General features: G+C 76.0%; 24 protein-coding genes. 19 read left to right on the plus strand and 5 right to left on the minus strand.

Annotated elements, in window-relative coordinates; all coding sequences use genetic code 11:
* Positions 1-39: 39 nt before the first annotated feature.
* The 18 genes from ACI8AK_RS04420 (at position 40) to ACI8AK_RS04505 (ending at position 20,231) form a co-directional block, all read left to right on the plus strand.
* Positions 40-900: an IclR family transcriptional regulator gene (locus ACI8AK_RS04420; protein WP_456955205.1), complete on the plus strand. Its 861-nt coding sequence runs from the start codon at positions 40-42 to the stop codon at positions 898-900.
* Positions 897-1,367, plus strand: a complete 471-nt coding sequence (locus ACI8AK_RS04425) for a pyridoxamine 5'-phosphate oxidase family protein (protein WP_456955206.1) — start codon at positions 897-899, stop codon at positions 1,365-1,367. The genes ACI8AK_RS04420 and ACI8AK_RS04425 overlap by 4 nt, the downstream gene beginning before the upstream one ends.
* Positions 1,331-2,605, plus strand: a complete 1,275-nt coding sequence (locus ACI8AK_RS04430) for a M20 family metallopeptidase (RefSeq protein WP_456955207.1) — start codon at positions 1,331-1,333, stop codon at positions 2,603-2,605. The genes ACI8AK_RS04425 and ACI8AK_RS04430 overlap by 37 nt, the downstream gene beginning before the upstream one ends.
* Positions 2,602-3,642 (plus strand): ABC transporter permease, encoded by a 1,041-nt coding sequence (locus ACI8AK_RS04435; protein WP_456955208.1) that lies wholly within the window; start codon positions 2,602-2,604, stop codon positions 3,640-3,642. Before ACI8AK_RS04430 ends, ACI8AK_RS04435 begins: the two co-directional genes overlap by 4 nt.
* Positions 3,639-4,841: an ABC transporter substrate-binding protein gene (locus ACI8AK_RS04440; protein ID WP_387988422.1), complete on the plus strand. Its 1,203-nt coding sequence runs from the start codon at positions 3,639-3,641 to the stop codon at positions 4,839-4,841. Before ACI8AK_RS04435 ends, ACI8AK_RS04440 begins: the two co-directional genes overlap by 4 nt.
* Before the next feature lie 4 nt (positions 4,842-4,845).
* On the plus strand, positions 4,846-6,363 hold the full coding sequence (locus ACI8AK_RS04445) for a sugar ABC transporter ATP-binding protein (protein WP_387988421.1): 1,518 nt from the start codon (positions 4,846-4,848) through the stop codon (positions 6,361-6,363).
* Positions 6,360-7,337 (plus strand): ABC transporter permease, encoded by a 978-nt coding sequence (locus ACI8AK_RS04450; protein ID WP_456903427.1) that lies wholly within the window; start codon positions 6,360-6,362, stop codon positions 7,335-7,337. The genes ACI8AK_RS04445 and ACI8AK_RS04450 overlap by 4 nt, the downstream gene beginning before the upstream one ends.
* Positions 7,334-8,218 carry an amidohydrolase family protein gene (locus ACI8AK_RS04455; RefSeq protein ID WP_387988419.1) on the plus strand — a complete coding sequence of 295 codons (885 nt, stop codon included), beginning with the start codon at positions 7,334-7,336 and terminating at the stop codon, positions 8,216-8,218. The genes ACI8AK_RS04450 and ACI8AK_RS04455 overlap by 4 nt, the downstream gene beginning before the upstream one ends.
* A gap of 29 nt (positions 8,219-8,247) precedes the next feature.
* Entirely contained in the window at positions 8,248-9,396 is a 1,149-nt protein-coding gene (locus ACI8AK_RS04460) for a pyridoxal phosphate-dependent aminotransferase (RefSeq protein WP_387988418.1), read from the plus strand.
* Entirely contained in the window at positions 9,393-10,052 is a 660-nt protein-coding gene (locus tag ACI8AK_RS04465; protein ID WP_456955209.1) for a bifunctional 4-hydroxy-2-oxoglutarate aldolase/2-dehydro-3-deoxy-phosphogluconate aldolase, read from the plus strand. Before ACI8AK_RS04460 ends, ACI8AK_RS04465 begins: the two co-directional genes overlap by 4 nt.
* On the plus strand, positions 10,049-11,020 hold the full coding sequence (locus tag ACI8AK_RS04470; protein WP_387988416.1) for a sugar kinase: 972 nt from the start codon (positions 10,049-10,051) through the stop codon (positions 11,018-11,020). Before ACI8AK_RS04465 ends, ACI8AK_RS04470 begins: the two co-directional genes overlap by 4 nt.
* A 69-nt stretch (positions 11,021-11,089) precedes the next feature.
* Entirely contained in the window at positions 11,090-13,420 is a 2,331-nt protein-coding gene (locus ACI8AK_RS04475; RefSeq protein WP_456955210.1) for a DNA polymerase III subunit gamma and tau, read from the plus strand.
* 59 nt (positions 13,421-13,479) lie between these two features.
* Positions 13,480-13,821 (plus strand): YbaB/EbfC family nucleoid-associated protein, encoded by a 342-nt coding sequence (locus ACI8AK_RS04480; RefSeq protein WP_387987505.1) that lies wholly within the window; start codon positions 13,480-13,482, stop codon positions 13,819-13,821.
* A 37-nt stretch (positions 13,822-13,858) separates the two neighbouring features.
* Complete coding sequence (gene recR, locus ACI8AK_RS04485) at positions 13,859-14,458, plus strand: recombination mediator RecR (RefSeq protein ID WP_387987503.1); 600 nt, start codon at positions 13,859-13,861, stop codon at positions 14,456-14,458.
* Between the two features lie 160 nt (positions 14,459-14,618).
* Positions 14,619-16,268: an ABC transporter substrate-binding protein gene (locus tag ACI8AK_RS04490; protein ID WP_387987501.1), complete on the plus strand. Its 1,650-nt coding sequence runs from the start codon at positions 14,619-14,621 to the stop codon at positions 16,266-16,268.
* A gap of 131 nt (positions 16,269-16,399) precedes the next feature.
* Entirely contained in the window at positions 16,400-17,506 is a 1,107-nt protein-coding gene (locus ACI8AK_RS04495) for an ABC transporter permease (protein WP_387987499.1), read from the plus strand.
* Complete coding sequence (locus tag ACI8AK_RS04500) at positions 17,506-18,525, plus strand: ABC transporter permease (protein ID WP_456955211.1); 1,020 nt, start codon at positions 17,506-17,508, stop codon at positions 18,523-18,525. Before ACI8AK_RS04495 ends, ACI8AK_RS04500 begins: the two co-directional genes overlap by 1 nt.
* Positions 18,522-20,231, plus strand: coding sequence for an ABC transporter ATP-binding protein (locus ACI8AK_RS04505; RefSeq protein ID WP_387987496.1), 1,710 nt, complete (start codon positions 18,522-18,524; stop codon positions 20,229-20,231). Before ACI8AK_RS04500 ends, ACI8AK_RS04505 begins: the two co-directional genes overlap by 4 nt.
* Before the next feature lie 107 nt (positions 20,232-20,338).
* Here ACI8AK_RS04505 and ACI8AK_RS04510 read toward each other — a convergent pair whose 3' ends face one another.
* Positions 20,339-20,698, minus strand: coding sequence for a Rieske (2Fe-2S) protein (locus tag ACI8AK_RS04510; RefSeq protein ID WP_387987494.1), 360 nt, complete (start codon positions 20,696-20,698; stop codon positions 20,339-20,341).
* A gap of 99 nt (positions 20,699-20,797) precedes the next feature.
* Between ACI8AK_RS04510 and ACI8AK_RS04515 the strand changes: the two genes are divergently transcribed.
* A complete protein-coding gene (locus ACI8AK_RS04515; RefSeq protein WP_456955212.1) occupies positions 20,798-22,873 on the plus strand; it encodes a TPM domain-containing protein in 2,076 nt (691 codons plus the stop codon).
* 129 nt (positions 22,874-23,002) lie between these two features.
* Here ACI8AK_RS04515 and ACI8AK_RS04520 read toward each other — a convergent pair whose 3' ends face one another.
* From ACI8AK_RS04520 to ACI8AK_RS04535, 4 genes are all read right to left on the minus strand, one after another.
* Complete coding sequence (locus tag ACI8AK_RS04520; protein ID WP_387987491.1) at positions 23,003-23,431, minus strand: PPOX class F420-dependent oxidoreductase; 429 nt, start codon at positions 23,429-23,431, stop codon at positions 23,003-23,005.
* Positions 23,428-24,399, minus strand: coding sequence for a pirin family protein (locus ACI8AK_RS04525; protein ID WP_456955213.1), 972 nt, complete (start codon positions 24,397-24,399; stop codon positions 23,428-23,430). The genes ACI8AK_RS04520 and ACI8AK_RS04525 overlap by 4 nt, the downstream gene beginning before the upstream one ends.
* Positions 24,400-24,433: 34 nt before the next feature.
* Positions 24,434-25,345 carry a DUF5996 family protein gene (locus ACI8AK_RS04530; protein WP_456903432.1) on the minus strand — a complete coding sequence of 304 codons (912 nt, stop codon included), beginning with the start codon at positions 25,343-25,345 and terminating at the stop codon, positions 24,434-24,436.
* A gap of 118 nt (positions 25,346-25,463) precedes the next feature.
* Positions 25,464-26,450, minus strand: coding sequence for a pirin family protein (locus ACI8AK_RS04535; protein ID WP_456955214.1), 987 nt, complete (start codon positions 26,448-26,450; stop codon positions 25,464-25,466).
* Positions 26,451-26,514 lie beyond the last annotated feature (64 nt).

Raw genomic sequence — 26,514 nt, forward strand, 5'->3', positions numbered from 1 at the left:
GGTCTTGTGCGGGAACCTGATCCCCACAGAATGGACCCCGTGCCCAAAGCCGAACTGGACACTGCGTCCACTTCTGCGGCCGGATCGGCCAAGGCCCTGGTGAAGGGCCTGTGGCTGGTCGAGCACGTCGCCGACAGCGACCGCCCGCTGCGGCTGGTCGACCTGGTCGAGGCCAGCGGCCTGCCGCGCCCCACGGCGCTGCGGCTGCTCGACGTCCTCTGCCGGGCGGAGGTGCTCCGCGTGGACGGCCAGGGCGCGTACACGCTCGGCCCGCGCGTCGCCGCCTGGGGCCAGTCCTTCCTCGACCGGCTGGACCTGCGCTCGCAGGCCGCCGAGCTCATGGAGGAACTGGTCGAGATCAGCGGCGAGACCTGCTTCCTCGGGGTCCTGGACGGCCGGCAGGTGCTCTACGTCGCCGCGGTGAACAGCCCCAAGCCGGTCCGCCCGGCCGCCCGGCCCGGCTCCCGCACCCCCCTGCACTGCACCGGCATCGGCAAGGTGCTGCTGGCCGGGCGGGACGACGACCAGGTGCTCGCGCTGCTGACGGACCCGCTGGAGCGGCGCACCGAGAACACCCTCACGGAGGTGGCGGCGGTGCTCGCGCACGTGCGCGGCATCCGGGAGCGCGGCTACGCCACCGACGAGATCGAGAACGAGGAGGGCGTGCGCTGCGTCGCCGCCCCGGTCCGCGACCACACCGGCGCCGTCGTGGCGGGCCTGTCGGTGTCCGCGCCCGCCTACCGCTTCACCAGCGACGACGTGCAGCGCCTGGCGCCCGACGTGCTCCGGGTGACCACGGAGCTGTCCCGGCGGCTGGGTGCCCCGCTGCCCGGGGACGGCCCGGCCGGCGCCCTGACCAGCGGCCCGGAGACCCCGGGCGCCGAGAGGAGGACCCCGTGAGCGAGGACGAGAGCTGGCGCGGCAAGGTCGGCAAGCTCGACGAGGACGCGATCGCCGCGTTCCTGGCCGAGCCGCGGATCGCCCGCCTGGCCTGCCTGGACGACCAGGGCTGGCCCTACGTGGTGCCGTGCTGGCAGGAGTGGGACGGCGAGGCGTTCTGGGTGGTGCCCCGCGAGAAGGCGGCGTGGGGCCGCTACCTCGAGGCCGAGCCGCGCTGCGCGATCACCGTCGACGAGGAGGGCGCCCAGCGGAAGGTCGTGGCCCAGTGCCGCGCCGAGCTGGTCGAGCGCCCCAACGTGGGCGGGCAGTGGGTGCCCGTCGCCGAGCGCATGTCCACCCGCTACCTGGGCGAGAACGGCCCGAAGTACCTCGAGCCGACGCTCGACAAGCCGCGCTGGCTCTACCGACTCGTCCCGGTCACGTTCCAGACGTGGCAGGGGCAGGACTGGGCGCGGCGGTACAAGTGACCGGGGCGGCGGACGGACCGGCCGGCGACGTTCTCGACGTCGTCGAGCTCGCGCGGACGCTGGTGCGGACGCCGAGCCCGAACCCCCCGGGGGACGAGCGCGCCGTCGCCGGCGTCGTCCGGGACGCGCTGCCGGCCCTCGGCCTCCCGGCCGCCGAGGTGCTGGCGCTGGACCCGGCACGTCCCAACCTGCTGGTGACGCTGGACCTCGGGCCCGGCGGCAGCCACCTCGTGCTGTCCGGCCACCTGGACACCAAGCCGGTCGGGGACGCCACCTGGACCGTCGACCCGCTCGGCGCCGACCTCGACGGCGACCGGCTGTACGGGCTGGGCTCGGCCGACATGAAGGGCGCGATCGCCGCCATGCTGGTGGCCGCGTCCCGGCTGGCGCGCGCCCCCGGCGGACGAGGGCGGCTGAGCCTGCTCCTCACCGCCGACGAGGAGGACGGCGCCACCTACGGCGCCCACCACGTCGCCTCCACCCGGCCGCTGAGCGCCGACGCCGTCGTGATCGGCGAGCCCGGGGGGATCGAGGAGGACTTCGACCGGGTGCACCTGGTCAGCCGCGGGATCGCCCGGCTGCGGCTGGTCGCCCGCGGCCGGCAGGGTCACTCGAGCCTGTCCGGCGTCCCGGGCACGCGCAACGCCGGGGTCGACGCCGCCCGCCTGGTCACCGCCGTCGCCGACGACCTCGAGCTCGCCGTGCCGGCCAACGACGACGCGCTCGAGGGCTGGGCGGCCACCGTCAACACCGGCATGACCTTCCGCGGCGGCGTCGGCTACGGCGTGCTGCCCGGCCGGGTCGCCGTCGACACCGAGGTCCGGCTCCTGCCGGGGATGGACCGCGGCGGGGTGACCGAGGCGTTCACCGGGCTGGTCACCCGGGTGGCCGGCGACACCGGGGCCGACCTCGCGGTGGAGTACGACGCCGCCCCCAACGACTGGCTGCCGCCGGCGGCCGTGCCCGCGGGGCACGCCGTCGCCCGCGCCGCGCAGGAGGCGTGCGAGGCGGTGCTGGGCGCCGCGCCGCCGCTGTCGGTCTTCCCCGGCACCACCGACGCGACCTGGTTCGCCGCCGCCCAGGGGATCGCCACCCTGCCGGCGCTCGGGCCGGGGCTGCTGCGCCGCGCGCACGGGGCCGACGAGTGGGTCTCGGTCGCCGCCGTCCGGCGGGCCGTCGACCTGTACGAGCACCTGGCCCGGGCCTTCACGGCGCGGGACGGGGAGGGGACGTCGTGACCGCCGGCGCGCCGACGCAGGGCACCACGGCGGGGACACCGGCGGCCGGCCCCGGTGCCGGCCGGGACCTGCTGCGCCGGGCCCTGTCCCTGGTGGCCCCGCTGGCCGGGCTCGCGGTCGTCCTGGTGCTGGCGGCGATCACGACGCCGGGCTTCTACAGCGGCGGGGTGCTGCGGCTGGTGCTGTTCCAGGTCGGCCTGATCGGCGTGACGGCGATCGGCCAGACCCTGGTGCTGCTGGTCGGGGGCATCGACCTGTCGATCGGCGCCGTCGTCGGGCTGACCACGGTGATCCTCGCCGAGTACACGCAGGGCGACGACGACCGGCTGCTCGGCGCCGTCCTGCTCGCCCTCGGCGCCGGCGCGGTCGTCGGGCTGCTCAACGGGCTGCTCGTCGTGCGGCGGCACGTGCCGGCGTTCGTCGCCACCTTCGCCACCTTCGTGCTGGTCCAGGGCGTCATCACCGCGTGGACCCGGGGCGCCCCCTCCGGCGACATCCCCGGCGGGCTCGGCGGGCTGGGGACTGGCCGGTGGCTCGGGGTCCCCGTCCCCACCTGGGTGTTCCTCGCCGTCGCGGTGGTGACGGGCGTCGTGCTGTCCCGCACCGGCCTGGGGCGGCGGCTCTACGCCACCGGGGCGAACGCCCGGGCGACGGCGCTGTCCGGGGTGCGCACCGGGTGGATCGTCGTGGGCTGCTTCGTCGCCGCGGCGCTGCTCGCGGTCCTCGCCGGGCTGATCAACGCCGGCTACATCGGCTACGTCGACGCGCGCCTGTCCCGCAGCCTCGACCTGAACTCCGTCGCCGCCGCGGTGATCGGTGGCATCGCCCTCACCGGGGGACGCGGCCGGATCGGCCAGACGGTCGCCGGTGTCGTCCTCCTGGCCGTGCTGCTCGCCTGGCTGCGGCAGCTCGGCGCCGGGGCTGGGGCGCAGCTGGTGGTGAGCGGCGCGGTGATCCTGCTCGCCGTCTGGCTCCAGAGCAGCGGGTGGACCGTCCGGTCCCCTCGTCGGAACAAGCAGAGGGATGGAGTGCGATGAGGACACACGTCAGCACCTCGCGCCGCGGGGGCCGGCTGCGCCTGCCCCTGGCTCTCGGCATGGCGGCCGCGCTCGTGGCGGCCTGCGGCACGGAGCAGGAGGGCACGTCCGCGGGCGGGGGCGGGGGCGGAGGGGAGGAGTGCGCCAACTCGGAGGAGGCGCAGGCGACCTACCGGGAGGCCTGGACCACGGCGGCCGAGCAGCTCGGCCTCGAGGAGCTCGAGCCCGTCGAGGAGGAGATCTGCGAGGTCGACACCTCCGAGTGGGCCGCCGAGCCCAAGAACGGCGACACCTACCGGATCGCCTTCGCCGCGCAGGGCCCGACCAACTCCTGGGGCCTGACCAACGAGGAGGCCTTCCGCGCCCACGCCGAGGAGCTCGGCGTCGAGGTCCTCTACGCCTCGGCCAACGGCGACGCCACCGCCCAGGTCGACAACATCCAGCAGCTGGCCTCGCAGGATCCCGACGCGATGGTGGTCGTCCCCATGGGCGACGGCATCACCGGCCAGGTCCAGGCGGCCGCCTCCCAGGGCATCCCGGTGGTCCTCTGCGCCGGCCGGCTCGGCGCGGACAGCGGCGCGGTGTCCACCGTGACCCGCCAGTACGAGCTGCTCGGCACCATGTACGCCGAGTGGCTGGTGCAGCAGCTGGGCGGCGAGGGCCAGGTGGCCGTCCTCAGCGGGCTGGCCGGCGTCCCGACCGCCGAGTTCCAGAAGGCCGCGGCGCTCGAGGTGTTCTCGCGGTACCCGGGCATCGAGGTCGTCACCGAGCAGTACACCGAGTGGTCGCCGACGGTGGCCAAGACGGTGGCCGCCAACCTCGTGACCCAGTACCCCGAGCTGGACGGCATCTGGTCGGACTCCGGCTACGGCGACCTGGGCGTCGTCCAGGCCTACCAGGAGGCGGGGCGCCCCGTGCCGCCGATGACCGGTGACGCGATCAACGCGTTCCTCAAGGCGGTCCAGGGCACCGACGTCAAGTTCGCGCTGTCGTCCTTCCCGCCCGAGCAGAGCACCCAGTGCCTGGACACGGCGATGTCGGTGCTCGAGGGCGAGCCGGTCCTCGACAAGGTCTACATCGAGAGCCCGAGCTTCACGCACGAGCAGCTCGACCAGTACGTGCGGCCCGAGTGCAGCGACAACCTGTTCGTCCCCTCCGGCCTGCCGGACGAGCAGCTGCGCGAACTGGGGCTGTGCTGAGCCGATGGCGTCCTCCACGACGGCCGTCCTGCAGGCCCGGGGGCTGACCAAGTCCTTCCCCGGGGTGCGGGCGCTCGACCGGGCCGACCTCTCGTGTCGGCCCGGTCGGGTCCACGCCCTCGTCGGTGAGAACGGGGCCGGCAAGTCCACGCTCGTCCGGATCCTCACCGGCAACCAGGTCCCCGACGAGGGGGAGCTGCTGCTCGACGGCGAGCCGGTCCGGTTCACCGACCCCCGGCAGGCCATGGCGGCCGGGATCAGCGCCGTCTACCAGGAGCTGACCGTGCTCCCGGCCATGAGCGTCGCCGACAACGTGATGCTCGGCCAGGAGCGGACCGCGCGGGGCCTGCTCGACCGCCCGGCCCAGGACCGCGAGGTCCGGGCCGCGCTGGCCCGCGTCGGGCTCGGCGACCTCGACCCCCGCACCCGGGCCGAGGACCTGTCGCTGGCCAACCAGCAGATGGTCGAGATCGCCCGCGCGCTGGTGCGGAAGAGCCGGGTGATCGTGCTGGACGAGCCGTCCGCGGTGCTCTCCGGCGACAAGCTGGAGGCGCTGTTCGGCGTCGTCCGCGGGCTGGCCGCCGACGGCGTGGCGGTGGTCTACATCAGCCACCTGCTGGAGGAGGTCACCGACCTCGCCGACGACGTGACCGTGCTGCGCGACGGGCGGGTCGTCTCCACCGGGCCGGCGTCGGACTACGACGTGCCGCGGATCATCCGCGAGATGGTCGGCCGCGACGTCGACGCCGTCTTCCCGCCGCTGCCCGAGCCGGGCGCGGAGACGGTGCTCCGGGTGCGCGGCCTGGTCCCCGTCAGCAGCTCCCGGACGCCCGCGCCGCTGGACCTCGACGTGCGGGCCGGCGAGGTCGTCGGCGTGGCCGGCATGGTCGGCTCCGGGCGCAGCCGGCTCCTGCGGACCATCGCGGGCGAGCACCGCCGGGCCGCGGGCACGGTCGAGGTGGCCGGGCGCCCGGTGCCCACCGGCACCCGCCGCGCCATCGCCGCCGGCGTCGCCCTGGTGCCGGAGGAGCGCAAGACCGACGGGCTGGTCCTGCCGCTGCCGGTGCGCGCCAACACCACGCTGGCCGCGCTGGGACAGGTCCTGCGCGGCGGCTTCCTCTCCGCCCGCCGCGAGCGGGCGGTGTTCGAGGAGGAGCAGGCCCGCCTGGGCATCCGGGCGTCCGGGCCGGAGCAGGGCACCTGGCAGCTCTCCGGCGGGAACCAGCAGAAGATCGTGCTGGCCAAGTGGCTGCGGCGGGGGCCGCGCGTGCTGCTGCTCGACGAGCCCACCCGCGGCGTCGACGTCGGCGCCAAGGCGGAGATCTACCGGCTGATCGCCGGCCTCGCGGCCGAGGGGATGGCGGTGGTCGTGGTCTCCAGCGACCTCCCCGAGGTCCTCGGGCTGTCCCACCGCGTCCTGGTCTGCCGCGCGGGGGGCGTCGTCGGCGAGCTGGCCGGCGAGGACGTCACCGAGGAGAACGTCATGCACCTCGCCCTGGACACCGCGGGGGTGACCCGGTGAGCGCCGCGGCCGGGGTCGCCCCCGCCCGCACGCGCGGCTCCCTGCTCGCGAGCCTCACCCGCACCGGGGCGGCGGTCTGGATCGTCGTCCTGGTCGCGGTGCTGGCCCTCACCGTCGCCGACGCCGGCGGTTTCTGGGCACCGGCCAACGTCGCGAACGTCCTCACGGCCACCGTGGTCCTGGGGCTGGCGGCGCTCGGCCAGCACCTCGTCGTGCTCAGCGGCGGGATCGACCTGGCGGTCGGCTCCCTCGCCACGCTGTCGGCCCTGCTGACGGCGATCCTGATCAACGGCTACCCGATCCGCACGGTGCCCGTCGTCGTCGGGATGCTCCTGCTCGGGGCGCTGGTCGGTCTCCTGCACGGGGTGCTCGTCGCCCGGGTGGGGCTGCCGCCGTTCATCGTCACCCTCGCCACGCTCTACCTCATCCAGGGCGCGGCCTTCACGATCAGCACGACGCCCACCGGCCGGGTCACCACCGCGCTGTCGACGATCGCGCTGCAGCGGATCGGCCCGGTGCCCTACTCCTTCGGCGTGCTGCTGCTGGCCCTCGCCGTCGTCGCGTTCGTCCTGCACCGGACGGCGTTCGGGCGGCAGCTGTTCGCGGTCGGCGGGGACCAGGCGGCGGCCCGGTCCAACGGCGTCCCGGTGGCGCGGGTCCTGGTCACCGCCTACGTCCTGGCCGGCGTCCTGGCCGCCCTGGCCGGCGTCCTGCTGGCCGCGCGGGCCACCGTCGGGTCGCCCACCGCCGGGCAGGGCCTGGAGCTGTCGGCCATCACCGTCGTCGTCCTGGGCGGCACGTCGCTCCTGGGCGGCCGCGGCAGCCTGGTCGGCACGATGGGCGGCGTGGTCCTGCTGTCGCTGGTCAGCAGCTCGGTCACCCTGCTCCAGCTGCCGGCGACGCTCACCGACCTCATCCGCGGCGTCGTGATCCTCGCGGCGGCGGCGGTGTTCGTCACCCGGGCCCGGCGATGAGCGGCGTGGTCGACGGGCACGCGCACGTCTTCCGCTCCGCCGCCGTCTCCCCGCGGGGCGTCGACGAGCTGGCCCCGGCGGACCGGGAGGCGCCCGCCGAGGACCTGCTCGCCCGGATGGACGCCGCGGGCGTGGACGCGGCGGTGCTCGTCGCCCTGGACGCCGTCGACGACGACGTCGCCGACGCCCTCGACCGGTTCCCCACCCGGTTCGCCGGCGTCGCCGTCGCCACGGGGGCCGAGCTGGGGACCACCGGCGCCGACCCGGTCGCGGCGCTGCGCCGGCGGCGCGAGCGCTGGGACCTCGGCGCCCTGCGCACCGGCTGGCTCGGCGACCCGTCCCGGCCCGTCGCGGACTCCCCGGCCCTGCCGGTGCTCCGGCTGATGGCGGAGGAGGGGTTGCCGCTGTGGAGCTACCTGCCGCCGCCGCAGCTGCCGCTGCTCGAGGAGCTCGTGCGGCTGCTGCCCGACCTCGTCGTCGTCCTCAACCACCTCGGCTTCTGCCCCCACGACATGTGGGTGGACGAGCACCGCCGGCCCCGGTTCGACGACCCGCTGCCCGAGCCGCTGGTCCAGCGGCTGCTGCGGCTGGCCGACGCGCCGCGGGTGCACGTGCTCGTCTCGGGCCAGTACGCGCTCTCGGCCGAGGAACCGCCGTACGCCGACCTGTTCCCCGTCACGCGCCGGCTGGCCGCCGCCTACGGCGCCGACCGCCTGCTGTGGGGCTCGGACCACCCGTGGCCCAGCGACGTCCCGGGGTACGACACCCTCGTCGGGATCGTGGCGTCCGCGCTGCCCGGCCTGACCGGGCGGGAGGCGGCCCGCGTGACCGGCGGCACCGCCCGCTCGCTGTTCCCCCGCCTGGCCGCCGCCGCGGCCTGAACCGACCCCGACGAGGAGACGACCGACCCATGCCCAGCCTGGCCACGGGGGCGGAGACCATGCCGCGCTCCGGCATCCGACAGGTGATGGACCTCGCGTGGAGCCTGCCCGGCCCGGTGATCGGCCTGCACGTGGGGGAGCCGAGCTTCCCCTCGCCGGCGCACGTCGTCGAGGCCGCCCGGGCGGCGTACGCCGCCGGGGAGACGCACTACGTCCCGAACGCCGGGATCGACCCGCTGCGGCAGGCGATCGCGGAGAAGGTCAGCACGGTCAACGGCTTCCCGGCGACGCCCGCGCAGGTGGTCGTCTCCGCGGGCGGGGCGCAGGCGCTGCACAACGCGCTGTCCCTGACGATCGGCGCCGGCGACGAGGTGCTGATCCCCGACCCGGGCTGGCCGAACTACGCCATGGCGGTGCAGCTGCTGCAGGCGGTCCCGGTGCGCTACCCCCTGCGGCCGGAGAACGGCTTCCGCCCCGACCCCGGCGAGCTGGCCGGCCTGGTCACCGACCGCACCCGACTGATCGTGGTCAACACCCCGTCCAACCCGCTCGGCACGGTGCTCCCGGCCGCCGACGTCGAGGCGCTGGTCCGCTTCGCCGAGGACCACGACCTCTGGCTGCTCTCCGACGAGTGCTACGACGAGCTGACCTTCGACCGGCCGCACGTCAGCCCCGGCCGGTTCGACCGGGACGGCCGCGTGCTGAGCGCCTTCAGCTTCTCCAAGACCTACGCGATGACCGGGCTGCGCGTCGGCTACCTGGTCAGCCCCGGGGAGGACGTCGCCCGGCAGGCGGCCAAGCTGCAGGAGCCGCTGCTGGCCTGCGTCAACGCCCCCGCCCAGGCCGCGGCGCTGGCCGCGCTGCGCGGCCCGCAGGACGACGTCGTCGCGATGCGGGAGACCTACCGGCAGCGGCGCGACCTCGCCGTCGACGCGCTCGGCGCCTGCGGGCTGGGGTACCTGCGCCCCGAGGGGGCCTTCTACCTGTGGGTCGACGTCCGGGACCGCAGCGGCGGGGACGTGGGGGCGTGGTCCCTGGAGCTGCTGCGCCGGGACTCCGTCGCCGTGGCGCCCGGGACCACGTTCGGGCCGCTCGGGGAGGGGTGGGTGCGGCTGTCGCTGGCCACGGACACCGACGACCTGCTGGAGGGCATCCGGCGGATGGGTGCGGCACGGTGACCGGCGCCCGCCTGCAGCCCGGGCCGGCGCTCACCGGGAGCGGCCTGGTCGCCATCCTGCGCGGCCGGTCCGGGGAGCGGCTGGCCGCCGCGTGCGAGGTGCTCCTCGACGCCGGCGTCCGCTGCCTCGAGGTCACGATGAACACCCCGGGCGCCCTGGACGTGGTCGGCCGGCTGACCGCCGACGCCGGCGCGGGGACCGAGATCGGCGTCGGCACGGTGCGCCGGCCCGAGGAGGTGGACCGCGCCGCCGACGCCGGCGCGGTCTTCGTCGTCGCCCCGAACACCGACGAGGCGGTCGGGCGGCGCGCCGCCGAGCGCGGACTGGCCTGGTACCCCGGCGCGCTCACGCCCACGGAGATCGCCCGCGCCTGGGACCTCGGGGCGGCCGCGGTGAAGGTCTTCCCGGCGGGGTCGGCCGGCGGCCCGCGGTACCTGCGCGAGGTGCGCGGCCCCCTCGACGACGTCCTGCTGGTGCCCACCGGCGGCGTCGGCGTCGAGGACGTGCCCGGCTACCTGCAGGCGGGCGCGGTCGCCGTCGGGATGGGCGGCCCGCTGCTGGGCCGGGCGCTCGAGGACGACGCGGAGCTGGCCGGGCTGGCCGGCCGGGCCCGCGCCGCGCTCGACGCGGTGGCCCGCGGGCGGTCCGGCGCGTGAGCGCGGCGGGGGACCCTGCCGTCGTCCGCGGCGTCGTCACGCTGGGGGAGACCATGGCGCTGCTGTGGCCGCCGGAGGTCGGCCTGCTGCGGCACGCGCCCGCGCTGCGGCTGGGGATCGCCGGCGCCGAGTCCAACCTGGCCGTGGGCGCGGTGCGGCTGGGCGTGCCGGCCACCTGGATCGGCCGGGTCGGGGACGACGAGTTCGGCCGCCTGGTCGCCACGACGCTGCGCGGGCAGGGCGTCACCGCGACCGCCGTCGTCGACCCCGGCGCCCCGACCGGGCTGATGGTCAAGGAGCGTCGGACCGCGCGGGCCACCCGCGTCCTCTACTACCGCTCCGGCAGCGCCGGCTCCCGGCTGTCCCCGGACGACGTCGACCCCGCGGTCGTCGCCGCGGCCGGCGTCCTGCACGTCACCGGGATCACGCCGGCCCTCAGCGCCTCCGCGCGGCAGGCGGTCCTCGCGGCCGTGGAGGAGGCCCGGTCGGCCGGCGTGCCGGTGTCGGTGGACCTCAACTACCGCAGCGCGCTGTGGTCCCCGGCCGAGGCCGGGCCGGTGCTGCACGAGCTGGTGCGCGCCGCGGACGTCGTCCTGGCGACCGAGGAGGAGGCCCGCCTGCTCGTCGAGGGCCCGGACGACCGGACGCTGCTCGCCGCGCTGGGTGCCCTGGGGCCCCGCCAGGTGCTGGTGAAGAAGGGCGCGGCGGGGTCGCTGTCGAGCATCGACGGGGTGGTCCGCCGCGTCCCGGCCCGCCGGGTCGACGTCGTGGACCCGGTGGGGGCCGGGGACGCGTTCGGCGCGGGCTACCTCGGCGGCCTGTGCCTGGGGCTGCCGCCGGAGGAGCGGCTGGCGCTGGCGACCTCGGCTGGGGCGTTCGCGGTGACGGTGCCCGGCGACTGGGAGGGGCTGCCGTCGCGCGCCGACCTCGCGCTCCTGGACGCCGACCCGGACACCGTCGTGCGCTGAGCGCGGCCCGCGGGGACCGGGGGACCCGAGGTCCGCCGGGCTGTCCGCGGTGCCGCGTAACCTCGCCGCGTGGCTCTGGCGCTCTACCGGAAGTACCGCCCGGCGACCTTCGCCGAGGTGGTCGGCCAGGAGCACGTGACCACCCCGCTGGTCAACGCCGTCGACGGCGGCCGGATCAACCACGCCTACCTGTTCAGCGGCCCGCGCGGCTGCGGCAAGACGTCGTCGGCGCGGATCCTGGCCCGCTCGCTCAACTGCGAGCAGGGGCCGACGTCGACCCCGTGCGGGGTGTGCGCGTCCTGCGTCGCGCTGGCGCCCGACGGCCCGGGCTCGCTCGACGTCATCGAGATCGACGCGGCCAGCCACGGCGGTGTCGACGACGCCCGGGACCTGCGGGAGCGCGCCTTCTTCGCGCCGGTGAACAGCCGCTACAAGGTCTACATCGTCGACGAGGCGCACATGGTGACCACGCAGGGCTTCAACGCCCTGCTCAAGGTGGTCGAGGAGCCGCCGGAGTTCCTGGTCTTCGTCTTCGCGACGACCGAGCCGGACAAGGTGCTGCCGACGATCCGCTCGCGCACGCACCACTACCCGTTCCGGCTGGTGCCGCCGACGACGCTGCGCGGGCTGCTGGAGAAGACCTGTGCCGCCGAGGGCGTGCAGGTCGAGCCGACGGTGTTCCCGCTGGTCGTGCGGGCCGGCGGCGGCTCGGTGCGCGACTCGCTGTCGATCCTCGACCAGCTGCTGGCCGGCGCCGGGCCCGAGGGCGTCACCTACGCCGGCGCCGTCGGGCTGCTCGGCGTCACCGACGACGCGCTGCTCGACGAGGCCGTCGACGCGCTGGCCGCCCAGGACGCGCCGGGTGTGTTCCGGGCCGTCGACCGCGTCGTGGAGGCCGGGCACGACCCGCGCCGCTTCGCCACCGACCTGCTGGACCGGCTGCGCGACCTCATCGTCCTCGACGCCGTGCCCGACGCCGGCGCCAACGGCCTGCTCGACTGCCCGCCCGACCGGCTGGACCTGATGGTGCAGCAGGCCAAGGCGCTCGGGTCGGCGACGCTGTCGCGCCTGGCCGACACGGTGCACGCCGGGCTGACCGAGATGCGCGGCACGACCGCGCCGCGGCTGCTGCTGGAGCTGGTCTGCGCGCGGATGCTGCTGCCGGCCACCGACGACACCGCCGCCGGCGCGCTGCAGCGGCTCGAGCGCCTCGAGCGGCGGCTGGCGATCGGCGGCGCGCCGGAGGCCGGTGCCGGTGCCGGTGTCGCGCCCGTGGCGCCCGCCCGCGAGGCCGCGCGCCCCGCGCCGGTCCGCGAGGAGCCGGCGCCGGCGCCGGCCGAGCGCGGCGGCCCGCCGCGGCGCGAGTACGTCCGCCCCTCGCAGCGGGCCGCGCAGCCCCCGGCCGCGCCCGAGCCGCCCGCGCCCGCGGCGCCTCCCGCCGCGCCGCCCGCGGCCCCGCCCGCCCCGGCGGCCGCGGGTCCGCTGCCGAGCCCGGCGCCCGCCGCGACCTCCCCGGCGGCGGCTGCCGACGACTGGCCGGAGACCCGGGCGCCCGGTGCCGGCGCCCCGGCCGCGGCGTCCCCGGCGGCGTCCTCCCCGGCAGCCGCGGCCGACGACTGGCCCGAGACCACGCCGCCCGGGTCAGCGCCGTCCCGCCCGACCCCCGCCCCGGCCGGCCCCCGGCCCGGCGCGCGGGTGGCCACCGGGGAACCCGACATCCCGCTGCCGCCCGAGCCGACCGACGACGAGGACTGGCCGCACCCGGCCCAGCCCGCCGCCGCGCGCGCCGCGGCGGCCCGGGTGGCCGAGCCGCGCCCGCCGGCCGCGCCCCCGCGGGCCGCCGCCGGGTCCGCGCCCGCCCCGCGCGGCGGGGAGCCGACCCCGGTGGTGTCCGCGAACCCGCCCGCCGACCAGGCCGGGGACGCCGGCGAGGGCGGGCTGGGCACCGGCGACGTCCGCCGGGTGTGGCCCGAGCTGCTCGCCGTCGTCAAGCGGCACAAGCGCACCACCGAGGCGCTGCTCAAGAACGCGCAGGTGCACGAGCTGCGCAACGGCGTGCTCACGCTGTCGACGTCGTCGCCCGCGCTGGCCCGCCGGATCGGCGACGACCTCAACAAGGACGTGCTGCGCGAGGCGCTCAACGAGCTGCTCGGCGTGCGCTGGAAGGTCGAGGCGGTCGTCGAGGGCGCGACCCGCGGCTCGGGTCCCGCCGGCCCGTCCCCGGAGGCCGCGCGCGAGGCGGCCCGGGCGGCGGAGGCCGCCGAGGCGCGCGAGCTCATGGCGCAGCGGGCGGCCGAGGGCGACGACCCCGCCGCCGACCGCGAGCCCTCCGTCGACCCCGAGCAGGCGGCGCTCGCGCTGCTGCGCGCCCAGCTCGGCGCCCAGCCGCTGGAGGGCTGACCGCGCCGGTCCCGGCCGCCGTCCCCCCGGATGTCGGACCGGCGGCCTACCCTCGGGTCATGTTCCCCGGTGGTGGCCAGCCCGACCTGTCCGCGATCCTGCAGCAGGCCCAGCAGATGCAGCAGGCGCTGGCCGCCGCGCAGGAGCAGCTGGCGAACGAGGAGGTCACCGGCTCGGCCGGCGGCGGCCTGGTCACGGCCACGATGACCGGCGACGGCGAGCTGCGGGCGGTCACCATCGCGCCGTCGGCCGTCGACCCCGACGACGTGGAGACCCTGCAGGACCTCGTCGTCGCCGCCGTCCGCGACGCCTCGCGCCTGGCGAGCGAGCTGACCGCCGACCGCATGGGCCCCCTGGCCGGTGGTCTGGGCGGCGGCTTCCCCGGGCTGCCCGGCGCCTGACCGGCGCACCACCTCTCCCTTCTCCCCGAGGAGCACCGTGTACGAGGGGGCCGTCCAGGACCTCATCGACGAGCTCGGCCGCCTGCCCGGCGTCGGGCCCAAGAGCGCGCAGCGCATCGCCTTCCACCTGCTCGCCGCCGAGTCCGCCGACGTCGGCCGGCTGGTCGCCGCGCTGCAGCGCGTGCAGGCCGAGGTCCGCTTCTGCGTGACCTGCTACAACGTCGCCGAGGGCGAGCAGTGCCGGATCTGCAAGGACCCGCGCCGCTCCGACGACGTCATCTGCGTCGTCGAGGAGCCCAAGGACGTCGTCGCCATCGAGCGCACCCGCGAGTTCCGCGGCCGCTACCACGTCCTCGGTGGCGCGATCAGCCCGATCGAGGGCGTCGGCCCCGACGACCTGCGGGTCAAGGAGCTCATGACCCGGCTCATGGACGGCACCGTCACCGAGCTGATCATCGCCACCGACCCCAACCTCGAGGGCGAGGCCACCGCGGCCTACCTGGCCCGGCTGGTCGGCCCCCTGGGCCTCACCGTCTCCCGCCTGGCCAGCGGGCTCCCCGTCGGCGGCGACCTCGAGTACGCCGACGAGATCACCCTGGGCCGCGCGTTCGAGGGCCGCCGCCGCATCGACGCCTAGCGGGTGGACGCGGGACGGCCGTCACGGTCGGGTAACGCCCGCCGTCGAGGTCTCTGAGCGCTGAGAGACGTGTGCTACCCATGAGCAGCCACAGGCCACGGCGGCCGCACGTCGGCGCCCCGGAGGCGCCGCGCGGCCGCGCTCGAGAACGAGGTAGCGGATGACTCCCGTAGGGACCCCTGGCCGTCGCGCGCGCGCGGCCACCGCCGGCATCGCCGTCACGGCGCTCGCCCTGACCGCCTGCGGCGGCGGTGGTGACGACGGCGGCTCCGGCGGCGGCTCGGGTGACGGCGGCGACGCGCTGATCATCGGCACCACCGACGTCATCACGACGATCGACCCGGCCGGTTCCTACGACAACGGCTCCTTCGCCGTCATGAACCAGGTCTACCCGTTCCTGATGAACACCCCGTACGGCAGCCCGGAGGTCGAGCCGGACATCGCCGAGTCGGCCGAGTTCACCGCGCCCAACCAGTACACGGTGACGCTCAAGGACGGTCTGACCTTCGCCAACGGCCACGAGCTGACCAGCTCCGACGTCAAGTTCTCGTTCGACCGCATGGTCGCCATCAACGACCCGAACGGCCCGGCGTCGCTGCTGTACAACCTGGCCGGCGTCGACACCCCGGACGACACCACCGTCGTCTTCAACCTGACCTCCCCGAACGACCAGGTCTTCCCGCAGATCCTGTCGAGCCCGGCCGGCCCGATCGTCGACGAGGAGGTCTTCGCCGCCGACGCGCTGACCCCCGACGCCGAGATCGTCGACGGCAACGCCTTCGCCGGCCCGTACACGATCACCAGCTACGAGCAGAACGACCTCATCTCCTACGAGGCCAACCCCGACTACCAGGGCCTGCTCGGCGCGCCGAAGACCAGCGCGGTCAACGTCCGTTACTACGCCGAGGCGTCGAACCTCAAGCTCGACGTCGAGGAGGGCGCGGTCGACGTGGCCTTCCGCAGCCTGTCGGCGACCGACATCGACGACCTGCGCGGCAACGACGAGGTCGAGGTCGTCGACGGCCCCGGCGGCGAGATCCGCTACATCGTCTTCAACTTCAACACCCAGCCCCACGGCGCGACGACGCCCGAGGCCGACCCGGCCAAGGCGCTCGCCGTCCGCCAGGCGGTGGCCCACCTGCTCGACCGGCAGGAGATCGCCGACCAGGTGTACCGCGGCACCTACACCCCGCTGTACTCCTTCGTCCCCGAGGGCCTGACCGGCGCCACCACGCCGCTGCGGGACCTCTACGGCGACGGCCAGGGTGGCCCCGACGCCGACAAGGCGGCCCAGACCCTGCAGGCCGCCGGCGTGCAGACCCCGGTCCAGCTGTCGCTGCAGTACTCCAACGACCACTACGGGCCGAGCTCCGGTGACGAGTACGCGCTCATCAAGGACCAGCTCGAGGCGACCGGCCTGTTCCAGGTGGACCTGCAGACCACCGAGTGGACGCAGTACTCCGAGCAGCGCACCGCCGACGTCTACCCGGCCTACCAGCTCGGCTGGTTCCCGGACTACTCCGACGCCGACAACTACCTGACGCCGTTCTTCCTCACGGAGAACTTCCTCAGCAACCACTACGCCAACCAGCAGGTCAACGACCTGATCCTGCAGCAGGCCACCACCGCCGACCCGGCGCAGCGGCAGGCGCTGATCGAGCAGATCCAGCAGCTGGTCGCCGCCGACCTGTCGACGGTGCCCTACCTGCAGGGCGCGCAGGTCGCCGTCGTGCGGACCGGCGTGGAGGGCGCCCAGGACACCCTGGACGCGTCCTTCAAGTTCCGCTACGGCGCGCTGTCCCGCGGCTGACGCGGGCAGGCGGACGACCCCGGCCCCGGGTGGCCTCCCGAACGGAGGCCACCCGGGGCCGACCCGTGTGAGGCGGACCATGTGACCGGGACCCGGCACCGGTCCTCACCGGACCTGAACGAGCAGGAGACATGACCACCACCACGACCGAGCTCACCGGCACCGGCCCCGAGGCCGACGCCGCCCCCGCCGGCGGACGCCGGCGCCGCGGCGGTGGCGGGCTGGGCAGCTACCTGCTGATCCGGTTCCTGCTGATCATCCCGACCGTCTTCGTCCTCGTGACGACGGTCTTCTTCCTCATGCGGTCCACCGGCGACCCGATCACCGCCGCGCTCGGCGGCCGCCTGCCCGCCGACGAACTGGCCCAGCGCGTGCGCGAGGCCGGCTACGACCGCCCCCTGCTGGTGCAGTACGGCGAGTTCCTCGGGGACCTGGTCCGCCTGGACTTCGGCACGACCCTCTCCGACCGGCGCCCGGTGCTCGAGGTGCTCACCGAGTTCGGTACCGCGACGCTGGAGCTGGCCGTCTACGCGCTGCTCGTCGCGTTCGTCGTCGGCGTGCCGCTCGGCCGCTTCGCCGCCTACGCCCGCGACCGCTGGCCCGACGCCGTCCTGCGCGTGTTCGCGATCTTCTGCTACGCGACGCCGGTCTTCTTCGCCGGCATGCTGCTCAAGCTGGTCTTCGCCAGCGGCCTGGGCTGGCTCCCGGTCGCCGGCCGGGCCTCCACCCGCAGCGAGATCCTCATCCAGACCGGTGTCGACGACCCGACCGGCATCTACCTGGTCGACGCGATCCGCACCGGCAACGGCGAGGTCGTCCGCGACGTGCTCGAGCACGCCGTCCTGCCCGCGGTCGCGCTCGGCCTGCTCACCGCCGGCGTCTTCCTCCGGCTGGTCCGCACCAACGTGATCGGGACGCTGGGCATGGGCTACGTCGAGGCCGCCCGCTCGCGCGGCGTCAGCGAGCGCCGGCTGCTGCGCAAGCACGCCTACCGGCCGGCGCTCATCCCGATCGTCACCGTCATGGGCCTGCAGATCGCGCTGCTTCTCGGCGGCGCGGTCCTCACCGAGACGACGTTCGAGTGGAAGGGCCTGGGCTTCCAGCTGGTGCAGTACCTGCAGGCCCGGGACTTCGTCGCCGTCCAGGGCATGGTCGTGCTGCTGGCCGTCATCGTCGCCGTGACCAACTTCGTCGTCGACGTGATCGCGGCGCTGATCGACCCGCGAGTGAGGTACTGATGGCCACCACCGTGACCCCGCGGCGCAAGCGCGGGCTGCCGCTGGTCCGCCAGTTGCGCCAGAGCGTCGGGCTGCAGCGCGGCATGCTCGTCGCGGGCCTCGTGCTGACCGGGCTCTTCCTGCTCACCGCGCTGCTCGCCGACGTCATCTCCCCGTACGGCTTCAGCCAGCTGCGCGACGGGTCCGGCTCGTTCGGCGCCCAGCGGCCCCCGTCGGGTGACCACCTGCTCGGCACCACCGTCGGCGGCTACGACGTCCTGTCGCGGGTCGTCCACGGCACCCGGACGGCGCTGCTCGTCGTGGTCGTCGCCGTGGTGCTGTCGATCTTCGTCGGCGTGCTGCTCGGACTGGTGTCGGGCTACTTCGGCGGCTGGGTCGACCGGGTGCTCGTCGTCGTCTGCGACGCCATCTACGCCTTCCCGTCGCTGCTGCTCGCCATCGTCGTGGCGATCGTGATCAGCGGTGGGCAGTCGAGCCTGTGGGGCGGCATCCTGGCCGCGGCGCTGTCGATCACCGTCATCTTCATCCCGCAGTACTTCCGCGTGGTGCGGGCCGAGGTGGTGCGGATCAAGGCCGAGGCGTTCGTCGAGTCGGCGAAGGTCATCGGGGCGGGCCACTGGCGGATCATGACCCGGCACGTGCTGCGCAACGCCACCCGCACGCTGCCGCTGATCCTCACGCTCAACGCCTCCGAGGCGATCCTCACCCTCGCCGGCCTGGGCTTCCTCGGGTTCGGCATCGAGCAGACCGCCGCCGCGGAGTGGGGCTTCGACCTCAACCGCGCGCTCTCCGACGTCACCAGCGGCATCTGGTGGACGTCGGTGTTCCCCGGCCTGGCCATCGTCCTGGTGGTCCTCGGCCTCACCCTCGTCGGCGAGAGCCTCAACGACCTGGCCGACCCGCGGCTGCGGAGCCGCCGGGCCGCCGAGTCCGGGGAGTCCGGCGAGGTGTCCGTGGTGCCGGGCGGCGTGCTCGGTGGGGGTCCGGCCGGCCTGGCCGGCATCGAGGAGGTCCGGTGAGCACCACCCTGCCCGTCGGCGGCGAGCCCGTCGTCGACATCCAGGACCTGTCGGTCTCCTTCGCCACCGATGCCGGCACCGTCGCCGCGGTGCAGGACGTGAGCCTGTCGGTGGCCGCCGGCGAGGTGCTGGCGATCGTGGGGGAGAGCGGCAGCGGCAAGACCGTGACCGCGCGCAGCATCCTGGGGCTGCTGCCGGAGACCGCGACCACCCGCGGCGCGGTGCTGCTCACCCGCAAGGACGGCAGCGACGCGCACGACGTCGTCACGCTGTCCCGGTCCGGGCTCGGCGAGGTGCGCGGCCGGGACGCGGCGATGGTCTTCCAGGAGCCCTCGACCGCGCTCAACCCCGTCTACCCGGTCGGCTGGCAGATCGCCGAGGGGCTGCGGGCGCACGGCCGGCTGTCCCGCAAGGAGGCCCGTGCCAAGGCCGTCGACGTGCTGCGGCGGGTGGGCATCCCCGACCCGGAGACGCGGGTGGACCACTACCCGCACCAGTTCTCCGGCGGCCAGAAGCAGCGCATCGTCATCGCCCAGGCGCTGGTCCTCGACCCGGGCGTGATCATCGCCGACGAGCCGACGACGGCCCTCGACGTCACCGTGCAGGCCGAGATCCTCGACCTGCTGCGCCGCTGCCGCGACGAGTTCGGCGCCGCGATCGTGCTGATCACCCACAACATGGGCGTGGTGGCCGACCTCGCCGACCGGGTGGCGGTCATGTACCAGGGCCGGGTCGTCGAGCAGGCCGACGTCCGGACGCTGTTCTCCGCCCCGCGCGAGGAGTACACCCGCCAGCTGCTCGGCTCGGTGCCGCGCCTCGGCCAGGGCCGGGTGCGGACGGCGGAGCGCGCCGCCGCGCGCCCGGCCGGCTGGGAGACCGCCGCGCCGGTCGTGCAGGCGCGCGACCTGCGGATCGTCTACCCCGGCCGGCTGCGCCGGCCGGACTTCACCGCCGTCGACGGCGTCTCGTTCGCCATCCGCCCGGGCGAGGTGCTCGGCCTGGTGGGGGAGAGCGGCAGCGGCAAGACGACGATCGGGCGGGCCATCGCCGGCCTGACGAGGGTGACCGGCGGGTCCCTGTCGGTGCTCGGCACCGAGATGAACGGCGTCAAGGAGAAGCGCTTCCGGCCGGTCCGCGAGCGCATCGGGTTCGTCTTCCAGGACCCCGCCTCCAGCTTCAACCCGCTGCTGACCGTGGCCGACGCCGTCGCCGAACCGCTGGTCGTGCACGGCCGCGCCGGTGACGCCCACGAGGCGCGCGGCCGGGTCGACGAGCTGCTCGAGGCGGTGCAGCTGCCGCGGGCGTTCGGCGACCGCTACCCGCACGAGCTGTCGGGCGGGCAGCGCCAGCGGGCCAGCCTGGCGCGTGCACTGGCGTTGGACCCCGAGCTGCTCATCGCCGACGAGCCGACCTCGGCGCTGGACGTCTCGGTGCAGGCCCGGGTGCTGGAGCTGTTCGCGGAGCTGCAGCGCGAGCTGGGCTTCGCGGCGCTGTTCATCAGCCACGACCTCGCCGTCGTCGACCTGCTGGCCGACCGGATCGCCGTGCTCTACCGCGGCCGGCTGGTCGAGGAGGGCACCGGGGAGCAGGTGCTCGGCGCGCCGCAGCACCCGTACACGCAGCGACTGCTGGCGTCGCTGCCCGTCCCCGACCCCGCCGAGCAGGCCGTCCGCCGGGCCACCTGGCAGGAGCTGAGCCGGGCGTAGCCGGAGGACCCTGCTGCCCCCGGCCGCTCCCAGGCTCGCGGCGGCGCCCTGCAGGAGGGCCGTCCCCACGTCCCGGCCGCCGGGACGTGGGGATCGCTCCCCGTGCCTCAGTCCTCCACGACGACGTCGTCGCCGCGGCGCAGCGCCCGCTTCACCCGCAGCCGCAGCACCTTCGCGTAGCCCCGGACGAACTGGGTGTAGCCCGGCGTGGGCCCGTGGTAGCCGAGGAAGCCGCGCGGGCCCTCGACCATCTCGCCGGTGCGCACGTCGAACCGGCTCTGGTGCCACGGGCAGACCAGGCAGCCGTCCTCGTCGAGGGACCCCTCGGAGAGGTCGGCGAGCTGGTGGCGGCAGCGGCGGGACACGGCGAAGTACTCGCCGTCGCGGTTGCCCACCGCCCACCTCCCGGCCCGGCCCACCGTCCCCGGGGGCAGCCGGTCGGCGGGGATGCGGTCGGTCTCGCTCACGGGTGGTCCTCCTCGGGTCGGGACTCGGTCGACCGCCCCCTACCCGGTCGTGCCCGTCCCATCCCGCCGAAAGGGAGGCGCCCACCTAGGGTCGGGACCGTGCGCCGGCTGATGGGGGTCCTCGCAGTCACGGCCGCGGTCCTGGTCGCCGGCGGCAGCCCGGCGCTGGCCGAGCCGCCCTTCGACGTCCCCGACGAGGTGACCGACCGCGCCGGCGTGCTCGGCTCCGGGGGACTCGCGCAGGTGCAGCAGGCGGTCGACGAGCGGCAGGCCGAGGACGGCACGCAGGCGTTCGTCGTCTACGTGGCCAGCTTCGACGGCATCGACCAGGGGGCGTGGGCGCAGGCCACCGCGGAGGCGTCCGGACTCGGGTCGACCGACGTGCTGTTCGCCGTCGCGGTGGACGACCGGCGCTACGGCTACTGGGTCGACGACGCGTTCCCGCAGACGGACGCGGAGGTCGAGGAGTTCCTCGCGCGCGACGTCGAGCCCGAGCTCGGCGCCGACGACTGGGCCGGCGCCGGGGTGGCCTTCGCCGAGGGCGTCGGCGACCCGGCGGGCTCCGGCTCCGACGGCGGCTCGGGGGCCGTCACCGCCGCCGTCGTCGGAGGGGTCGCCGTCGTCGGCGGAGGTGCCTACCTGGTGGCGCGCTCGCGGCGCCGCCGGCAGGGGACGCCGCCCCCGACGACGCGGATCGAGCGGCCCGACCCGAACGCCGGTGTGCCCACCGAGGAGCTGCAGGGCCGGGCCGGCGCCGCGCTGCTCGACCTCGACGAGGCGGTGAAGACCTCCCAGCTGGACCTGGACTTCGCCCGGCTGCAGTACGGGGAGGCCGCCGTCGCCGGGTTCACCGAGGCGCTGGGGCAGTCGCGGCAGGAACTCACCCGCGCCTTCACGCTGCGCCAGCAGCTCGACGACGAGGTCCCGGAGGACGAGCCGGCGCGGCGGCGGATCCTGGGCGAGATCCTGCAGCTCACCGCGGCCGCCGACGCCCGGCTCGACGAGCAGGCGCAGGCCTTCGAGCAGCTGCGCGACCTCGAGCGCACCGCCCCGCAGGCGCTGGAGGCGCTGGGCCCGCGGATCACCGCGCTGCACGGCCGGCTGCCGCAGGACGAGCAGCGGATGACCCGGCTGCAGCGGCGGTACGCGGCGTCCGCGCTGGCGCCGGTGGCCGACAACCTCGACCAGGCCCGCGCGCGGCTGGCCGCCGCCGAGCAGGAGGTCGCCGAGGCCCGGGCCGCGCTCGACGCCGGCCGCTCCGGCGAGGCGGTGGGCGACCTGCGGGCGGCCGAGGACGCGGTGGCCCAGGTCGGCACGCTGCTCGACGCCGTCGCCCGGCTCGAGCGCGACCTCGAGGAGGCCGCCGCCCGGCTGCCCGCCGTCCGCGCCGAGACCGAGGAGGACCTCGCCGAGGCCCGCGCCCTGGTGGCCTCCGGGGACGCCGGCGGGCTGCGGCCGCAGGTGGCCCGGGCCGAGACGGGGCTCGCCGCGGCGGAGGAGGCCATGGGCTCCGGCGACGGCGCGCTGCCCGACCCGCTCACCGCGCTGCGAAGGCTGGAGGAGGCCGACGTCGCGCTGGAGCAGGCGCTCGCCGTCGCCCGGGACGCGCAGACCCGGGCCCGCCGGGCGGCCGCGGCGCTGGACCAGACGCTGCTGCGGGCCCGCTCGGCGGTGGCCGCCGCAGCGGACTTCGTCGCCACCCGGCGCGGCGCGGTCGGCCCCGAGGCCCGCACGCGGCTGGCCGAGGCGCAGCGCCACCTCGACGCCGCCGTCGGCACCGGGCGCACCGACCCCGAGGGCGCGCTGCGGGAGGCGCAGCTGGCCGACCAGCTCGCGCAGTCGGCGCTGCAGCTCGCGCAGGCCGACGTCGCCACGTGGTCCTCGGGCTACGGCGGCGGGTACGGCGGCGGCTACGGGCCGGGGTACGGGCCGGGGTACGGGCCGGGGTACGGCGGCGGGCGGGGCGGCGTCGACCTCGGCAGCCTCGTGCTCGGCGGCATCCTGGCCGGCGGCTTCGGCGGCGGGCACGGCCGGGGCCACGGGGGCGGGGGCCTCGGCGGTGGCTTCGGTGGTGGCCTGGGGAGCGGTGGCCTGGGGAGCGGTGGCGGGCGGCCGCGGGGCGGCAGCTTCGGCGGCTCGCGCAGCCGCGGCCGCAGCGGCGGCGGCCGCTTCTGACGCGGCTCCCGCGCACGTCCGCGGAGGTGCACGGGAGGCTCGGCGGCCCGGGCGGGTCGTCCCCGGCGCGCCGGAGGGCGGCAACCGGCTCCTCCCTGCCGGAGGAGCCGCCGGGCGCGTCAGCCCGGGTCAGCCGGGCAGCTGGCCGTAGGTGTGCTCGGGGGTGAACCGGACGACCAGGCGCCGCTCGGCCACCATCGCCCGGCGGTAGTCGTCCCAGTCCTCGTGCTCCTCGGAGATGCCGCGGTAGTAGGCGACGAGCTCCTCCACCGTGGCGTCGTGCGGGTCGGCGGCGACCGGGGTGAGCTCCGCGGTGCCCTCGACGGCCACCCACGACCAGAGGTCGCGCGAGGTCACGTGCAGGGTGAGCCGCGGGTCGGCCCGGAGGTTGCGCGTCTTGGCCCGGTCCGCGGTCACCGAGATCCGGAACAGCCGCCGCTCCGGGTCGTAGGCGTAGCCGACGGTGGACACCTGGGGCCGCCCGTCGCGCTTGACCGTGGCCAGCACGCCCATGTGGTGCTCCGCCACGAAGGCCAGGTGCCGCTCGTCGGCGGTCACCGGACCCGCCCCCGGGCCTTGAGCGGCACCGGCGGCAGCGCCGGCGCGAGCTGCCGCTGGTCCTCGTCGAACCCGGCGACGACGCCGAACCGCGGGTCGCCGTCGTTCCACCGCTCGGCGTACTCGGCGATCTCCTCGCCGGAGCGGCCGACGAAGTTCCACCACATGACCAGCCGCTCCTCGAACGGCTCGCCGCCGAGCAGCAGCAGCCTCGTGGCCGCCTCGGTCCGGATCCGCACCGACCGCCGGCCGGTGCCCAGGTAGACCATCGCCCCGTGCGCCAGCGGCGCGCCCTCGACGTCGGCCCCGCCCGAGGCGCCGAGGAGCGCGTGCTCGAAGTCCGGCTCCAGCGGCACCTCGACGTCGGCGCCCGCGGCCAGGTCCAGGTCGACGCCGACGATCGGCGTGTGCGCGGTGCCCGGCGACACCGCGCCGCCGAACCCGCCCATCAGCACCGTCGCGGTCAGCCCGTCGGAGGTGAACCCGGGCAGCGTCGCGTGGTGCTCGAAGGCAGGCGCGGTGTCGCGGGTGGCGCCGGGCAGCGCCACCCACAGCTGGGCGCCGTGCAGGAACCGCGGGTGCGGCACCGGCGACTGCTCGGAGTGCGCGATGCCGTGCCCGGCGGTCATGAGCGCGAGCTGGCCGGGGCCGAAGGTGACGTCGCTGCCGAGCGAGTCGCGGTGGTGCACGGTGCCCTGGAGCAGCCAGGACACCGTCTGCAGCCCGGTGTGCGGGTGCGGGGTCACCTGCATGCCGGAGGTCGCCGCGACGTCGTCGGGGCCGTAGTGGTCGACGAACGCCCAGGCGCCGACCATCCGGCGGCCGAGAGTCGGCAGCAGCCGCCGGACGACGGTGTTCTCCCCCAGCGGCACCTCCTTGGCGGGCAGCAGGTCGAGGGCCGGACCGGCGGCCGTGCCGTCCAGGCCACCCACCTCGCGCGGGGTGGGGCGGGGCTCGGTGTTGCTCATGGGCGGACCTCCGGACGGCGGACGGTGGGCAGGGTCAGCGGGGTTCGGGCGCGGTCGGGCAGCGCAGCGCGGCCAGGTCCCAGCCGGCGCGGCGGGCGCCGGCGGCGTAGGCGCTGTCCAGGAACTCCAGGACGGTGGCGCGCGGGTCGGCCGCCGCCCGCACGTCCTCGTAGGGCAGCAGCGCGAGGTGGGCGCCGCGGCTGTCGATCCACCGCGCCGCCGCCGGCCGCAGCGGCTCCTCGGCCAGGCCCGCGGGCTCGGGCGCGGTGTAGGAGTAGAACGCCGGCTCCGGGACCTGGTCGTCGCCGAACCAGAAGCCGGCGCTGACCACCTCGTGCGAGTAGGCCTCGCGGGTGACCGGGTCGACGGTGTCCGGCTGCTCCACCCGGCGGTCGGAGAAGCGGGTGACGGCCAGGTCGAAGGTGTGCCAGAAGTGGTGCACCGGGCTGGTCTTGGCGTAGCTGCGGCCGGCGAACTCCTCGAGCACCTGGGCCACCTGGCCGAGCACCACCCAGTAGCGGGTCACCGCGGCGCGGTCGTAGGCGGCGTGGTGCTCGTCCTCGGCGAACGGCGTGCGGTCGGCCAGGTCGAAGGGGACGGGCAGCTCGACGGTCGCGGGCAGGCCCAGCGCCGACAGGCTGCCGAGCAGCTGCCGGTAGAAGGCCGCCACGCTCAGCCCGGGCAGCGGGAACGACGTCCGCCGCCCGTCGGCCACGGCGATCTCGAGCCGGTGGTCGACCAGGTCGAGGTCGACGGCGAAGACGGGGTCGAAGCCCATCGGCCGGGTGGTCAGGCCGCGGCCGGTGAGGTGGAAGGGGACGTGCCACCAGTGGTTGCGCCGCGGGGCGTTGGCCAGCCGCAGCTTGCCCACGACCTGCAGGAACCGGTGCAGGGTGTCCTTGGTGTCGGCCCAGTCGGCCAGCGGCACGGGCGGGAAGACGGGCACGGGGGCTCCTCGGTCGGCGGTCGCGGCCAGCATGCAGGCCCCGGCGGCGGCGCGGAAGCCGCCACCGGGGCCGTGCTCGCCGTCCGCTGCTCACCGTCCGCTGCTCACCGTCCGGTGCTCACTGCCCGGTCCCGCCGCGCACGGCGGCGTGCGCGTAGGTGGCCGGGATGCTGCCGAGCCGGCCGGCCCGGGAGTCGGCGAACGCGTCGAGCAGCTCCTGCCGGGTGTTCATGACGAACGGCCCGTACATCGCGATCGGCTCGCGGATCGGCCGCCCGCCGAGGACGACGACGTCGAGCGCCGGCGTGCGCGACTCCTGCCGCACCGCGCCGCGGACGGTCACCGTGTCGCCGGGGCCGAGGACGGCGAGCCGGCCGGTGCGCACCGGCGCCCCGTCGATGCCGACCGAGCCGGCGCCGGACAGGACGTAGACCAGTGCGTTGAACGAGGGGTCCCACGGCAGGTCGAGCGTCGCGCCGGGGGAGACGGTGGCGTGCACCATCGCCATCGGCGTGTACGTCGAGCCCGGCCCGCGGTGCCCGGCGACGTCGCCGGCGATGACCCGCAGCAACGCGCCGGCGTCGGGGCTGGCCAGCAGCACCGACCGGTCGGCGCGCAGGTCCTGGTACCGCGGCTGCACCCACTTCTGCGCCCGCGGCAGGTTCACCCACAGCTGCAGGCCGTGGAACAGCCCGCCGCTGACCACGAGGTGCTCCGGCGGCCGCTCGACGTGCAGCACGCCGCCGCCGGCGGTCATCCACTGCGTGTCGCCGTCGCTGATCGTGCCGCCGCCCCCGTGCGAGTCGGCGTGCTCGAAGGTGCCGTCGAGGATGTAGGTGACGGTCTCGAAGCCGCGGTGCGGGTGCCAGGACGTGCCCCTGGGCTCACCGGGGGCGTACTCGACCTCGCCCATCTGGTCCATGTGCAGGAACGGGTCCAGGTCGCGCAGGTCGACCCCGGCGAAGGCGCGGCGGACCGGGAAGCCCTCGCCCTCGAGGCCCGACGGCGCGGTGGTCACCGAGCGGGTGCGGCGGCGGACCGTGCCCGGCCCGGGCAGCGGGACGCGCGGCAGGGTGGTGGTGTCCTCGACGGTGACGGCGGGCATCGCCGGCCTCCTCAGTTGAGCTCTCAACCAGTGGCGACCACAGCACCGCGTGCGGCGGATCTGT

The sequence above is a fragment of the Geodermatophilus sp. SYSU D00867 genome (assembly GCF_054050315.1).